The organism is Pollutimonas rozaliensis, assembly GCF_048751585.1.
GTDB lineage: Bacteria > Pseudomonadota > Gammaproteobacteria > Burkholderiales > Burkholderiaceae_B.
The window spans coordinates 522,365-536,359 of record NZ_JAZHOB010000002.1; the positions used below are offsets into that span (position 1 = coordinate 522,365).

The 13,995-nt window shown below is 59.3% G+C and carries 13 protein-coding genes and 1 other annotated feature; of the genes, 6 read left to right on the plus strand and 7 right to left on the minus strand.

Translation table 11 applies throughout. The annotated features are described in order from the left end of the window. The first annotated feature begins 113 nt into the window (after nucleotides 1-113). Together V0R37_RS05665 and V0R37_RS05670 are read left to right on the plus strand one after the other, a co-directional pair. On the plus strand, nucleotides 114-1,544 hold the full coding sequence (locus tag V0R37_RS05665; protein WP_420373567.1) for an NAD-dependent succinate-semialdehyde dehydrogenase: 1,431 nt from the start codon (nucleotides 114-116) through the stop codon (nucleotides 1,542-1,544). Nucleotides 1,545-1,591: 47 nt separating this feature from the next. Then, a complete protein-coding gene (locus V0R37_RS05670; RefSeq protein WP_420373568.1) occupies nucleotides 1,592-2,755 on the plus strand; it encodes an acyl-CoA dehydrogenase family protein in 1,164 nt (387 codons plus the stop codon). A gap of 90 nt (nucleotides 2,756-2,845) precedes the next feature. Here V0R37_RS05670 and V0R37_RS05675 read toward each other — a convergent pair whose 3' ends face one another. The 3 genes from V0R37_RS05675 to V0R37_RS05685 all read right to left on the minus strand — a co-directional run bounded on the left by V0R37_RS05675 (nucleotide 2,846) and on the right by V0R37_RS05685 (nucleotide 6,344). Beyond that, nucleotides 2,846-3,745: a LysR family transcriptional regulator gene (locus V0R37_RS05675; protein ID WP_420373569.1), complete on the minus strand. Its 900-nt coding sequence runs from the start codon at nucleotides 3,743-3,745 to the stop codon at nucleotides 2,846-2,848. 443 nt (nucleotides 3,746-4,188) lie between these two features. Beyond that, a complete protein-coding gene (locus tag V0R37_RS05680) occupies nucleotides 4,189-5,346 on the minus strand; it encodes a M24 family metallopeptidase (RefSeq protein ID WP_420373570.1) in 1,158 nt (385 codons plus the stop codon). Nucleotides 5,347-5,372: 26 nt separating this feature from the next. Then, nucleotides 5,373-6,344, minus strand: coding sequence for a Bug family tripartite tricarboxylate transporter substrate binding protein (locus V0R37_RS05685; RefSeq protein WP_420373571.1), 972 nt, complete (start codon nucleotides 6,342-6,344; stop codon nucleotides 5,373-5,375). 113 nt (nucleotides 6,345-6,457) lie between these two features. On the opposite strand from V0R37_RS05685, the gene V0R37_RS05690 reads away from it, so the two are divergent. Together V0R37_RS05690 and V0R37_RS05695 are read left to right on the plus strand one after the other, a co-directional pair. Further along, nucleotides 6,458-7,369: a LysR family transcriptional regulator gene (locus V0R37_RS05690; protein WP_420373572.1), complete on the plus strand. Its 912-nt coding sequence runs from the start codon at nucleotides 6,458-6,460 to the stop codon at nucleotides 7,367-7,369. A gap of 68 nt (nucleotides 7,370-7,437) precedes the next feature. After that, entirely contained in the window at nucleotides 7,438-7,980 is a 543-nt protein-coding gene (locus tag V0R37_RS05695) for a DUF4256 domain-containing protein (protein WP_420373573.1), read from the plus strand. Here the strand turns inward: V0R37_RS05695 and V0R37_RS05700 are convergent. The 4 genes from V0R37_RS05700 to dprA form a co-directional block, all read right to left on the minus strand. After that, nucleotides 7,977-9,428, minus strand: a complete 1,452-nt coding sequence (locus V0R37_RS05700) for a SulP family inorganic anion transporter (protein WP_420373574.1) — start codon at nucleotides 9,426-9,428, stop codon at nucleotides 7,977-7,979. The genes V0R37_RS05695 and V0R37_RS05700 overlap by 4 nt on opposite strands. A gap of 89 nt (nucleotides 9,429-9,517) precedes the next feature. Beyond that, nucleotides 9,518-9,571, minus strand: a sequence feature (sul1 is cis-regulatory element that is thought to sense ions involved in sulfur or methionine metabolism; They are found in Alphaproteobacteria). Between the two features lie 123 nt (nucleotides 9,572-9,694). Continuing rightward, nucleotides 9,695-10,177 (minus strand): hypothetical protein, encoded by a 483-nt coding sequence (locus V0R37_RS05705; RefSeq protein WP_420373650.1) that lies wholly within the window; start codon nucleotides 10,175-10,177, stop codon nucleotides 9,695-9,697. Continuing rightward, nucleotides 10,174-11,082, minus strand: a complete 909-nt coding sequence (locus tag V0R37_RS05710; RefSeq protein WP_420373575.1) for a hydroxymethylglutaryl-CoA lyase — start codon at nucleotides 11,080-11,082, stop codon at nucleotides 10,174-10,176. Before V0R37_RS05710 ends, V0R37_RS05705 begins: the two co-directional genes overlap by 4 nt. 80 nt (nucleotides 11,083-11,162) lie before the next feature. Continuing rightward, a complete protein-coding gene (gene dprA / locus V0R37_RS05715) occupies nucleotides 11,163-12,305 on the minus strand; it encodes a DNA-processing protein DprA (RefSeq protein ID WP_420373576.1) in 1,143 nt (380 codons plus the stop codon). 125 nt (nucleotides 12,306-12,430) lie between these two features. On the opposite strand from dprA, the gene def reads away from it, so the two are divergent. Further along, nucleotides 12,431-12,943 carry a peptide deformylase gene (gene def, locus V0R37_RS05720; protein ID WP_420373577.1) on the plus strand — a complete coding sequence of 171 codons (513 nt, stop codon included), beginning with the start codon at nucleotides 12,431-12,433 and terminating at the stop codon, nucleotides 12,941-12,943. Nucleotides 12,944-13,021: 78 nt separating this feature from the next. Next, the gene (fmt, locus tag V0R37_RS05725; RefSeq protein ID WP_420373578.1) at nucleotides 13,022-13,975 is read left to right on the plus strand and encodes a methionyl-tRNA formyltransferase; all 954 of its coding nucleotides are present in this window, start codon (nucleotides 13,022-13,024) and stop codon (nucleotides 13,973-13,975) included. Nucleotides 13,976-13,995: the final 20 nt, after the last annotated feature.

A 13,995-nucleotide genomic window follows, 5' to 3' on the forward strand; every position in this document is an offset into this window, starting at 1 on the left:
GATAGTCGAAAATTAAATATCTGGCAGACAAAAAGTGAGTTCCGTGCTGGGGAGTTGATTGATAGACTGAGGCGTTTATTGCATTGTGATCGAATAATGTTGGAGTCCAGAGAATGAACTATTCGCAATACATTGATGGTCAGTTTCGCAGCGGAACCGGCAGTATGGAGCTGACTGTCGTCTCACCTTCAACAGGGCTGGAGGTCGGGCGCTACCTGGCCGCTTCGCAAGACGACATAGACCAGGCCATTGAATCCGCCCATCGTGCGTTCAGTGCGTGGCGGAAAACCGGCCCGACATTAAGGTCCGAACTGCTGCGCAAAGTGGCGCACGAGATGCGCCAGGATCGGGACCAATTGGCGCGTCAGATCACGACCGAGCTTGGAAAGCCTTTGTCCGAGGCTCAAAAAGAAGTGGACGTGGCGGCCGAAATGTTCGAGTGGGCCGCCGAAGAGGCGAGACGTCTTTATGGCCGTCAGATTCCGGCTCGTACACCGGGCATACAGCAACTGGCCCAACTGGAACCCTATGGTGTCGTGGGAGGTTTTTCAGGATGGAATGCGCCTGCCATTACGCCTTCGCGCAAGATCAGCGCTGCGCTTGCGGCGGGTTGCACGATTGTCATCAAGCCCTCCGAAGAAACCATAGGGGTTGCGCTGTTGATCGCCCAAGCCATCGAGCGCGCAGGTTTGCCGCGTGGCACGGTGAACATGGTATTTGGCGATCCGTCTTTTATCGCCGATCAACTGTGCACGTCCCCGCTAGTGTCCATGATTACGTTTACAGGGGGTACAGAGGTAGGTAGGCAGTTGGGTGCAAAGGCAGCCTTGCATATGAAGAAGGCCACGCTGGAGCTGGGGGGGCATGCCCCGGTCGTGATCTGGAATGATGTCGATGTCGACAATGTGGCGGCGGCATGCGTTGCCACCAAGTATCGCAATGCTGGCCAGGTATGCACTTCTCCTACGCGCTTTCTTGTCCATAAAGATATTTTTGACGCGTTTTGCGAACGATTTGCGGCACATGCAAACAATGTGCGCGTCATGGACCCGTTTGATGCCCGGGCTCAGATGGGACCCATGAAAAACAAGCGGCGTTTGAATGCCATTGAGGGCTTGGTAGCCAATGCAGTCGAGTCGGGTGCCAGGCTGCTTGCCGGCGGCAGTGCCATTGACGGTCCGGGGTTCTTTTATAAGCCCACCGTATTGGCGCTGCACGACAAGACTGCCGACGTTTGCCGAATCGAGCCTTTCGGCCCGGTCGCATTGATGATTCCGGTCGAAAGCGCCGATGAAGCCATTGCCGAAGCCAACGCTTTGCCATTTGGGCTTGCTGCATATGCGTTTACCAACAACATGAAGCTGGCTTATCGGTTTGCCAATGACATCCTGAGCGGGGTCGTGTGCATCAACGAATTGCAGGCCTCGTTGCCCGAAACGCCGTTCGGTGGCTACAAAGATAGCGGCCTGGGGTCCGAGGGTGGCGTGGAAGGTTTGCGAGAATTTCTGCGAGTCAAGTGTGTTCGCCAGGGCGGGCTGGCGTGAAGCCCGCCTCAAGAGAATCATATTGAAGAATAATTTTTTGGACCATCATGGATTTCAATCTTTCGGAAGAGTATCAGTCATTTTCTGACAGTGTTGCGCGATTTGCGCAAGCCAAATTGGCTCCGGGAGCGTTGGCGCGGGCCCACTCGAACCAGTACCCCTGGGAAACAGCGCAATTGCTGGCTGAGCAGGGCTTGCTGGGCATTGTTTTTCCTGAGGAGGACGGCGGCCAGGGCGGGTCGTTGATGCATGCCGTGCTGGCGATACAGCAGGTCGCATTGGCCTGCCCAAAAAGCGCCGACATCGTGCAGGCGGGCAATTTTGGCCCCATCCGCACGTTTGTGGAATATGCCAGCAAAGAGCAAAAGGAAAGATTTCTGCCTGACCTGCTGGCGGGTAAGAAGCTGATTTCCCTGGGCATGACGGAACCGGACGCCGGGTCTGCCGTTACCGACCTGAAAACAACGGCCGTCCTTGACGGCGATCATTACATCGTCAACGGCAGCAAGATTTTCTCCACGCATAGCCCTGAAGCAGAACTGTTCCTCATCTATGTCCGATTTGGGCCGGGTGTGGGCGGCATCGGCTCCATACTGATAGAGCGGGGTACGCCTGGTTTTGAAGTGGGCGAGCCGTCCAGCTTCATGAATGGCGAGCATTGGGCTCAACTGTATTTCGATAATTGCCGTGTGCCCAAAGAGAACCTGCTCTTGGGGCCAGGCGGCTTCAAAAAGCAGATTTCAGGCTTCAACGTAGAACGGCTGGGCAATGCTTCCAGGGCGCTGGCGCTGGGACGCTATGCATTCAACATGGCCAGGGACCATGCCATGGTTCGTAAGCAGTTTGGCCGCGAGCTGTGCGACTTCCAGGGCATCCAATGGAAGTTCTCCGAAATGTGGATGAAGCTGGAGCAGGCCCAATTGCTGCTCTACAAGGCAGCCCTGGAAGGAGAACATGGGCTGCCCTCGGGGCAAAGCACCGCGATGGCAAAACTGGCGTGCAATCTGGCGGGATGGGACGTATCCAACGAGGCCATGCAGGTCATGGGCGGCATGGGCTTCAGCCAGGAAGCGTTGGTGGAATATTGCGTTCGACGTACTCGTGGCTGGATGATCGCAGGGGGCTCCATCGAGGTCTTGAAGAATAGAATTGCCGAGGGGGTTTTCGGCCGGTCCTTTTCTCAACGCGCTCCCAAGGCTCAGGACCAGTAAGGGCAAGCGTGGCCTGGCCCGACCTTCTTGCGGGCAGGGCATCAGGCCATGTGACGATTTGCTTTTTGCCGATGTGGCGATTCCGACGGCCTAGCAATCGGGCAAAAGAGGCCTGGTTGCCGCCGCCTGCTCCAGCAGCCACGCTCGGAATAGCAGTATCTTTCTGGCTTCGCGGCGTACTTTGGGGCGCAACAAGTAGAATGAAAGTCCTGTTTTCAATGGCTTCCCGAACGGAAATATTAATTTTCCTTCTTGAACATCCTCGGTCAACAGTGCGACCTGCCCTATGGCTATTCCGAGGCCGTCGACGGCCGCCTGCCATGTCAGCACCGAGCTGCTGAAATTCATGTGCGGTGTATCGGCGATTTCCGCTGCATAGCCGTGCGCTTTGGCCCACATGGCCCATTCACCTTTTGGTCGGTAATGTGAAACCAGCAATCGCGTGCGCAAGAGCGCCTGCGGATACTTGCTTTCCGGTGCATGTTCCTGCTGGAATGCCGTGCTGCACACGGGTTCAATGATGTCGTCGAACAGAAGGTCGACTTCGGTATCGGGTTGTTTGCCACTGCCTAACTGGATGCTGACGTCTATACGGTCTTGCTCGAAATCCACTTTGCCGGCTGAATTGATAATCAACACGGACAATTCCGGGTACTGCTTGTGAAGCTTTTCCAGTCGAGGAATCAACCATTTTGCGGCAAAGGTCGTATAGGTGTGTACCCGTATCGTATTGTCGTTGCCGCGTTCGAGAATGCTATGGGTCGCGTCTGAAATCTGGTCGAAAGCTGGAATAATCCGCTCGCCGAGTTCTTGCCCTATCTCAGTCAGGGTGATTCCTCGTTGTTCGCGCCGAAACAGTTTTACGCCCAGATACTTTTCCAGCACGTCCAGTTGTTTGCTGATTGCGGATTGGCCGACATGAAGCTCTCTGGCTGCCTTGGTCAGACTCTTGGTGCGCGCTACAACGTAGAACGCCCTCAGCGGATTCATGGGAGGGATTTTCTTGGACATGTAAGAGGTGCCGGCTATTTGGATGGATTATAGTCTGGTGCCATTACCTTCACAGGTATGTGGCTTGCGACCTTGCATGCTGCGATGCCTAGCACGCAATCTAGCCACACGCGACAATCGTGCGTACACATGCCGGCATGCATGGCGCTGCGCGAAGAAGACGACACTGAAAAATCCAGCTTGCGGGGTATCATCGCCGACCTCATGGCGCCGGATGAGGGCGAGATCCGGATTGACGGCCGCCACCTTGGGTGAGCCGCCCGTCGTCATCGCGGACGGCTCCAGCAATGGACTGGACGCGCTGCCCCACGTTCAGTCAATGTTGCCGCGCTGCGCTAAGCGCGGCGTATTCAACCTTCGCTTTGTCCAGCGCCGGGCACGGTGCCTTTAGGGCGTGTAAGGTAGGCAGGCTAATCCGGCTGTTATACGAAATGGACCTTCGCTGGGGTTTCCATCAAGGCTTCGCCGCCTTTCTCCGTTACGAGCAAGGGGAATTCCAGCCGCATCCCACCGACATTGGGCACATAAAGGTGCGTACCCAGGGCAACGACCATGCCGGCCTGGACGACGTCCTGGCTGCGCAGGTTGATGAACGGCCTGGTTCTTGCGCAGGTTCCCAGGCCATGGCCGAAGGTGGGAAGGCAATAATCCGTCAAGCCGTGGCGCTCAAACACGGCAAGACCTTTCTTCACGACTTCGGGCACCGCATGGCCGGGTTTCATGTTTTCAATCATGGTCGCCACCACTTCTTCCCAGCAGTCGATCATGCCTTGTTGCTGAGCCGTCGGCTTGCCGAGAAAAACCGGAATCGAAGAGTCGGCAAGGTAAAGGTCGATCATGGGGTGCAGATCCAGGATGACGAACTCATTGTCTTGAATCAGTTTTTCCGAGGCCTGCTGGGTTACGCCATGCAGATATCCTGTGCGGTTTCCGGACCCGACTTCCGTTCCGCCGGTCAATGCCCAGGCCCAGGTGCTGCCGTTGTCGCGATTGGCTTTTTCTATCGCGCCGGCAACGGAGTTTTCAGTGACGCCGGCCCGCACCGCGTCGCGGCCCGCATTGAAGCCTTTATCCGCTACATGCGCGGCAAAGCGCAGGCGTTCAATTTCGGCCGCATCCTTGATAAGCATGACGTCGTCAAGCATGTCGACGCCGTTTTGAATATCGGCATTGGGAAGCAGCTCTTTCAGCTCCAGGTATTCGCTTGCGCATATCATGCCGGGCGCAATCTGCGCGGCTCCCGGGTGGGCAAGATCTATGCCGATGCGGCCCTTCGACAATCCCAGTTCGTTCAGCTTTTCGGCGATGGCGCGGGTGAAATCCGAAAAAGTGAATGGCGTAATGTCGACATCGACTCCCTCTTCGCGGATACGGCTGGCGTCCCATGCCCAGTAGACAAATTTGCAGTCGCCATTTGCCGTGACGATGACCGCGCCTCGCCATGGCATGAACGCGCCGCTCAAGTAATGCAGGGCGCCTTGCCGCGTTCCCACATAGGCATCAAATCCCGCGGCCTTCACGGAAGCGGCGATCTTTTGGCGGCGGGCTTTGAAATCGATGGGAGTGAATTGTTGAATCATGAAAAAACATCCTGTGTGGCTGTGAGTTATTCCGGCTGAATGCCGGCATCTTTAATGATCTGGGCGGATTTCTTGACCTCCGCCTCGATGAAGGACTGGAACTCCTCGGGCTTGCTGGCGACGATCTGCAGGCCCGCGGCCTGAAGCTTCTTTTCGATCTCGGCATCGCGCAGCGCGGCGGCGATCGCCGAATTCAGCGTGTCCAGGGTCTGCTTGGGAATTCCTGCGGGACCGACGAATCCGTACCAGGATCCGGCGCGATAGCCGGCGACGCCCGCCTCATCGATCGTTGGCACATCCGGGAGCTCTGGCAAGCGTTTTTCGGATGCCGTGCCCAGCGCAAGCAGCTCACCGCTGCGCACCCGGGGCAGGGCTTGCGGACTGATGTCCATCAATAGCGATACGCGCCCGGCCAGAAGATCGATATACGAGTTTCCCGATCCCTTGTAAGGGACGTGGGTCATCTTGATGCCCGCCATTTTTGCAAACTGCTCCATGGCAAGATGCATGGATGAGCCTGTGCCGCCTGAGGCGTAGACAATCCCGCCTGGCTCGGCTTTCGCCTTTGCGATCAGCTCTGCAACGGTTTTTACCCCCAGGCTGGGATGCGCCACCAGGATCATCGGCGAATTCACGGCTTGCGATACCGCGGTGAAGTCCTTGATCGTGTCATAGGGCACTTCTTTGTACAGGCTGGCATTGGCGGCATGGTTCCCGGGCGAGGCGACGCCCAGGGTATAGCCATCCGGCGCGGATTTTGCCACCATCGACGATCCCAGCATGCCATTGGCGCCAGGCTTGTTTTCGACGATCACGCTTTGCCCCAGGTTGTCCGACATATGTTTCCCTACAACTCGAGCGAGCATGTCGGTCGTGCCGCCGGGCGCATACGGTACGATAATGCGGATGGGCTTGTTGGGAAATGTGCTTGCCTGCGTGGTTAACGGCGCCAAGCAGGCCGATGCCAGGGATATCGCAAGAAATAGACGACGTTTCATGAAAGGATTGCCTCCGATTTTTATGGAATGGTTTGGACTGAATAGGGTTACCATAAATCATGCCGCTCTTGTCTCCTATACGCCCATTCCTCTAACAGATATACGATGCACGCATGACGCACAACATTGATATCCAAACCTTGCGTTTATTCCTGAAGGTGGCGGAACTGGGCAATATTTCGCGTGCCGCCGATGCCTTGTCCTTGACGCAGCCATCGGTAAGCCGAAGCCTGAAGGCGCTGGAGGAGTCGCTCAATGCGCCTTTATTCCACCGTACGGGACGCGGCGTGCAGCCAACGGCTGTTGGCGCGCTGGCAATTGAGCAGGCCAGGAAGGTGGTCGAAGGGTGCGACAGCTTTGTCAGGGATATCCGCGAACGTAGCGGCGGTCCCAGTGGCGTCGTTTCCATTGCCTTGCTGACCGCCTATATGCGTGCCTTTGCCGCTGACCTGTTCGACGAGGTGCAGCAAAAGTATCCGGGCGTAATACTCAGAATGGTGGAAAGCTTCAGCGCGCAGCACGAAGAGTGGTTGACCAGCGGGCAAGTGGACATTGCGCTGATCACCCAGTATCGGGCGCTGCGCATTGCGAACGAAGACGTGCTGGCGCAGTCCGACCTGGCGCTGATTGGCCAGAAGCCGCTGGGCTCGCCCAATAAGGACATTCCGTTTCGCGATCTGAACGACATCCCGCTGGTGCTTCCGGCGTCGCCAAACGGGCTCCGCGTCCGCATGGAGGAAGAGGCGCTGAAGCAGGGAATCCGTTTGCGCATTATTTTTGAAGCGGATTCCATCGAAGCGCAGCTTGCCTTGATCCGGCGCTCAAGATGCTACGCCATCTGGAGCGAGCACCTGGCGCGGCAGGAAAATTATGTGAACAAGCTGTACATCAGGCGCATCGTCGCACCGACGCTGCCGCGTTATGTTGTGCTTCGTACCACGACGCATCATCCGCTGAGCAGGGCCGCCCGCGAGGTTGCCCATCTTCTGCGAAGGCTGATCAACGATGCCCATGAAATCAGGTAGCGGCCTGGGGCCAGCCCGGATAATGATCGGCTCAATCAACGATCCACCCTAACCACGACACGGCAATCATGAAGACGAAAGAACGCGACGAATTGCTTCAAGTGCTGAAGGCACGCTATGAAAAGAACATGCATCGCCACAAAGGTATCGCATGGGCCGATGTTCAGGCCCGGCTGGAAAACAATCCCGCCGCGCTGAAGTCGCTGCATGCGATGGAGGCAAGCGGCGGCGAGCCGGACGTAATCGGCAAGGACGAGAGCGGGCATGTAGTCATTTGCGATTGCTCTGCGGAAAGCCCGGCAAGCCGCCGAAGCGTCTGCTACGACCAAGAGGCCCTGGACTCGCGCAAGGAGAACAAGCCCAAAAGCAGCGCCATGGAGATGGCTGGCGAGATGGGCATAGACCTGTTGACGGAAGAGCAGTACCGCGATCTGCAGGCGCTTGACGTGTTCGATACGAAAACATCAAGCTGGATAGAGACCCCGCGCGATGTTCGCGGGCTCGGGGGAGCCCTTTTCTGCGATCGCCGTTATGGCAGGGTCTTCGTGTATCACAACGGCGCGCAGTCCTATTACGCGGCAAGGGGCTTCCGTGGCTTGCTCCGTGTCTAGGCATGAGCCGCAAATCGTCCAATGATGGTGGCGCTGGCTTCGTTTAATCCGGCGACCTCCACCGACCTGCCTTCCCGCCTTAGCTTGAGTACCACCTTATCCAAGGCGCCCACAGCGGAAATGTCCCAGAAATGTGCGGCTGAAACGTCGAGCACAACCTTGTCCACCGCCTCTTTGAAGTCGATGGCTTCGGAAAAGCGCTCGGTGGAAGCAAAAAACACCTGGCCCGAGTAAGCATACGTGCGTGTCCTTCCATCTTGGGACAGTTCCGATTTGACCGTGAGCAGCCGCTTCACCTTGCCCGCAAAGAACAAGCCGCTAAGGATTACACCCGTCAATACGCCTTGTGCCAGGTCGTGGGTCCAGACCACAACGGCAACGGTCGCAATCATCACCACGGACGATTGCCAGGGGTGTGAGCGTAAATTTCGAATTGAGCTCCAGCTGAACGTACCGATCGACACCATGATCATGACGGCGACCAGCGCCGGCATTGGAATCTGTGCGACCAGAGGACCGAGCGCCACGATCAGGAAAAGGAGGAAAGCGCCGGCGACGAAGGTGGACAGGCGCGTGGATCCCCCCGACTTCACGTTGATCACGGATTGGCCGATCATGGCGCAGCCGCCCATTCCGCCAAAGAATCCCGTCACAAAATTGGCGATGCCCTGGCCTTTGCATTCCCGCCGCTTGTCGCTGGGCGTGTCGGTCAGATCGTCAACGATCTGTGCCGTCATCATGGACTCTAGCAATCCCACGGCGGCCATCGTCAGCGAATAGGGAAGGATGATGCGCAGGGTTTCCAGGCTGAAAGGAACATTGGGAATCAGGAATGCAGGCAGCGACGAAGGCAGCTTCCCCATGTCTCCAACGGTGTTGACAGACAAGCCGCCATAGATCGACACCATTGTCAGCGCGACGATCGCAATCAGGGGCGAAGGAACAGCTTTTGTCAGGCGAGGAAACAGATAAATGATGGCCAAGCCGGCGGCAACCATGGCGTACGTCACCCAGGTCACATTAATGAGCTGCGGCAATTGCGCCAGGAAGATCAGGATCGCCAGCGCATTCACGAAACCGGTGACGACCGACCGCGAGACATATTGCATCAGCAGATCAAGGCGAAGAAAGCCGGCCGCCACCTGAAGGATTCCCATAAGAATGGTGGCGGCGAAAAGATAATCCACCCCATGGTCCTTGACCAGGGGTACGACCACGACCGCAACGGCGGCGGTTGCGGCCGAGATCATGCCGGGCCTGCCGCCGACCAGCGCGATGATGACCGCGATGGAAAAGGAGGCATAAAGGCCCACGCGGGGGTCAACGCCCGCAATGATGGAAAAGCCGATGGCTTCCGGGATAAGGGCGAGGGCGACAACGATGCCCGCAAGAATATCGGCGCGGGGACTGGCCGTCCATTCGCGGCGGAAGGTGGAAAGAAAAGACATGGGTTGGGCTAAGCTGAAATTAGCAAGCGAGGCGATCGCCCGAGGGTGTTGGCCGTTGGCAGCCTTGGGGCGAGCCGTTATTCGCTTGAAGTTGTCCGAGGGATAGGCGCCCGGCCGAGCCACCCGGCGTAGCCGGGTCCACTTAAATCGCTATCGCAGCGACGCGGCATCCATTGCAGGGCCGCGATGCCGGATTGTACATGGACCGGTGAAATCGAACAGAGGGGCGGCCGGCTCGGCAGCGCCAAGCATCCGCAAAGGAACGACTACTTCCGCCGCCGATAGACCAGGGCAATGCGGGCAAAGGCGATCTGCAATTCCTTGGTTCCGGCCTGGAACACCACTGGCCGCCCTCGCGTCGTGAAGCAGACCAATCGCTTGGACGCCACCAGCGGAATGAACTTCGCGAATTGGATATCTTCCCAGGCGACCTCGCGCCGCCCAAGCCAGGACTGGCGGATGCCCGATTCCGTGATGCTGGTTTCTGAAACCAGCATATAGCGGGCCAATACCACCAGGCCTATGAAGCACACGATGATGCTTCCCGCCACCAGCGGGCTGATGTTCTGGCCGACCGGGCTGGCGGCGGTGCGTGCGATCTGGATGCCGATGAACACCAGCACCGCGCAGGCGAATACTTTTATCCATTTGGGCCATGCCACGCCTTTCAGTGGCAGGGGGCCGATCTCTTGCAGCAACTGCGCGTGTTCATCCGGGCTGGGTTTTTGGTGTGCAAACATGCTCTTCAGGCCGCCTTGCGCGCTGCCATGGCATTGCCCGCCCGGCTGGAGGACTTGTGCCCGATATGGTGCGAAATCCACTGGCCGATGTCCACGACCGCGTCCAGGTCGACGCCGGTTTCTATACCGAGCCCGCGCATCATGTACAGGACATCCTCGGTGGCCACGTTGCCGGTTGCGCCCTTGGCGTAGGGGCAGCCGCCTATGCCGGCCACCGACGTATGGAATATGGAAATGCCGGCTTCCATGGCCGCCAGGATATTGGCCAGGGACTGGCCGTAAGTATCGTGGAAGTGGCCTGATACCCGCGATGGATCGACGATTTCGGTGACGGCGCGCATGACCCGGCCGACTTGTACCGCTGTGCCGACGCCTATCGTGTCGGCGATGTCGATTTCATCGCAGCCCAGGGCCAGCATGCGCTGGGCGACATCCACGACCGATTCGATGGGAGTTTCGCCTTGGTAGGGGCAGCCCAGCGCACAGCTGATGCTGCCGCGCAGGCGCAGGCCGGCGGCCTTGGCCGCCTGGGCCACAGGCTCGAACCGCGCGATGGATTCGGCGATCGAGCAATTGATGTTGCGCTGGGAGAAGGCCTCGCTGGCCGCGCCGAAAATCACGGCTTCGTCCACGCCGGCGGCCAGTGCCGCTTCGAAGCCGCGCAGGTTCGGCGTGAGGGCCGAATAGATGGTGCCCGGCCTGCGCTGTATGCCCGCCATGACTTCCGCGCCGTCGGCCATTTGCGGCACCCACTTGGGCGAAACGAAAGAGGCTGCTTCGATGTTCTGGAAGCCTGCCGCCGAGAGGCGGTCGATCAGTTCGATCTTGCCTGTGGTTGCGACGAATTCCTTTTCGTTCTGCAGGCCGTCGCGCGGAGAGACCTCGACGATCTTGACTTTAGCGGGCAAAGACATGGAAGTATTCCTTGTGTGATGGCGGGTTGTGGCGGGTGGCATGCTGGCCGCGGTCGATGGATTATCGTAAATATATACCGTTAACGGCGTTGGTAGCGTCCGTCGCTCTGGCGAACGACGGTATCCGACAGCTCCAGTTGCAGGAGGCGGCCGTTCAGCGAAGGCAGGTCCAGGCCGGTGCGTTGCTGCAGGGTATCCAGGTGGACGGGATCATGGCCCAGTGCGTCCAGGACACGTTGGTCATCGGCGTCGGTCGCCGGCATTGCGGCGCGGGTGGCTTGTTCCGCGGCACCGCTGTCGGGATTGGCCTCTTGCGGGACTGCGGGCCGCCCCAGTTCATCGTGGATGTCTTCCGCCGATTCCACCAGCTTCGCGCCCTGGCGTATCAGGGCATGGCAGCCCCGCGACAGGGGCGAATGTATGGATCCCGGAATGGCGAAGACTTCGCGTCCCATTTCGGACGCCAGCCGGGCGGTAATCAGCGAACCGCTTTGCTTTGCCGCCTCGACCACCAGCACGCCGCGCGACATGCCGGCCACCAGCCGGTTCCGCTTTGGGAATTGATAGGGCAGCGCGCGCGTGCCCAGAGGGAACTCGGATACCAGCGCGCCGGCGGCTGCGATCCGGTGCGCCAGATCGCGGTTGGCGGCCGGATACACGATATCGATGCCGGTGCCCAGCACGGCCACCGTGCCGCCGGCGGCGGAGCCGGCCAACAGGGCGCCTTCATGGGCGGCGGTGTCTATGCCTTGAGCAAGGCCGCTGGCTATGCACCAGCCTTGCCGGGCGAGGTGGCGGGCAAACGCCCGGGCGTTGTCCATGCCGCCGGCGCTGGCGCTGCGTGCGCCGACGATGGAGATGGCCGGGCGGGCCAGGAAGTCGGGATTGCCGTTGACATACAGCAGCAGCGGGGGATCGTGAATGTCCAGCAGCGCTTGCGGGTAGGCGGGATCGGCCAGCGTCAGCAAATGGTGGCGGGGCTGCTCCAGCCAGGCCACCGTCCGGTCGATGACCGCTTGCACTTCTTCATCGGGCTGGCGCCCCAGCTGTTGCGCCAGTTCCATGGGCAGAAGCTTGCCCAGGCTGCCGGCGGACAGGCCATAGATTTGTTGAGGCAGCCCGATGGCGGCCAACAGATTGCGGGCCTGGGCGGGACCCAGGCCCGGTTCGAGCGACAGGCGCAGCCAGGCGCGGAGTTCTTCAGAAGGCAAAATGACGGGCATAGGGCTAGTGTGGCACAGGACAGGGGCGCTGCGGCCCTGGCAGGACGAACTTTGCGCGCTGAAAAGGGTCAAAAATAGTAGTTTGATTTATCATAGAAGCTTACACGCATTCCCGGACCCGTTTTATGGCTTTACTTCCTATTCTTCGATATCCCGACCCGCGCTTGCACAAGGTTGCCCAGCCGGTTCAGGCGGTCGACGACCGCATTCGCCAGTTGGTGCGCGACATGGCCGAAACCATGTACGCCGCTCCGGGTGTCGGGCTGGCGGCGACCCAGGTCGACGTCCATGAACGGGTGGTCGTTATCGATGTGTCCGAAGACGGCGACGATCTGCACGTGCTGATCAATCCCGAGATCATCTGGAAAAGCGAAGAAACCCAGGTCTACGAAGAGGGCTGCCTGTCGGTGCCCGGCGTATACGACGAGGTCCAGCGTTCGGCGCGCATACGTGTGCGCGCCCTGGACCTGCAAGGAAAAAGCTACGAATTCGACGCCGATGGCCTGCTGGCGGTCTGCGTTCAGCATGAGCTGGACCATTTGCTGGGCAAGGTTTTTGTCGAATACCTATCCGTCCTGAAGCAAAACCGCATCAAGACGCGCCTGCGCAAGCAAGAGCGCGAGGCGCTTCGGGCATAGGTCTTGTAGCCAACGGGCCTTGGCTTTTCGCCACTTGGTATCATGGCCGATTCACTTTCTTGAATCGGCTTTTTATTTATGCGTATAGTTTTTGCAGGCACACCCGAATTCGCCCGTTTGGCTATCGACGCCCTTATCGCCGCCGGCCATCAGGTGCCTTTGGTGCTGACTCAGCCCGACCGTCCTGCGGGCAGGGGGCTGAAACTTACGCCCAGCCCCGTGAAGCAGGCCGCGCAGGAGGCAGGAATTCCTGTTTGCCAGCCGCGCAGCCTGCGCCTTGAAGGCAAGTATCCCGAAGATGCTTCGGCCGCCCGGCAGGCTTTGCTGGACGCCGCTCCCGACCTGATGGTGGTGGCCGCCTATGGCCTGATACTGCCTGAATGGGTCTTGTCCCTGCCCGCATACGGCTGCTTCAACATACACGCCAGCCTGCTGCCCCGCTGGCGCGGCGCGGCGCCCATCCAGCGCGCCCTCCAGGCGGGCGATGAGCAAACCGGCGTCACCATCATGATGATGGATCAGGGACTGGACACCGGCGCCATGCTGCTGACGCGCGCCATACCCATAACATCCGGGCATACCGCCGCCAGCCTGCACGATGAGCTGGCTCAAGTCGGTGCGCAAGCGATCGTCCAGGCAATCGACGAACTGCGGCAGGGAACGCTGGTGGCCCGCCCGCAGCCCGACCAGGGGGTGACGTATGCGGCCAAGCTGGAAAAGTCCGAAGCGCCGCTGGACTTTACGCTGCCGGCCGATGTGCTGGCCCGCCGTGTCCGCGCCTTCAACCCGGTTCCGGGCTCAACGCTGCATTTGCCCGGTTTAGCTGAGCCGGTCAAGGTGTGGGATGCGGCGAGTTTGCCCGGCGATGCTTCCGTGAGTGAGGGCCGCCAGCCCGGAGATGTGCTGCGGACCGGCCCCGAAGGTATCGACATCCTTGCCGCCGATGGGATCCTGCGCTTGCTGGAGCTGCAGAAAGCCGGCGGCAAGCGACAGTCGGCGGCCTCTTTCCTGCTGGGCTGGCATCCTCATTAGTGTCAGCGGACATCAAGGAT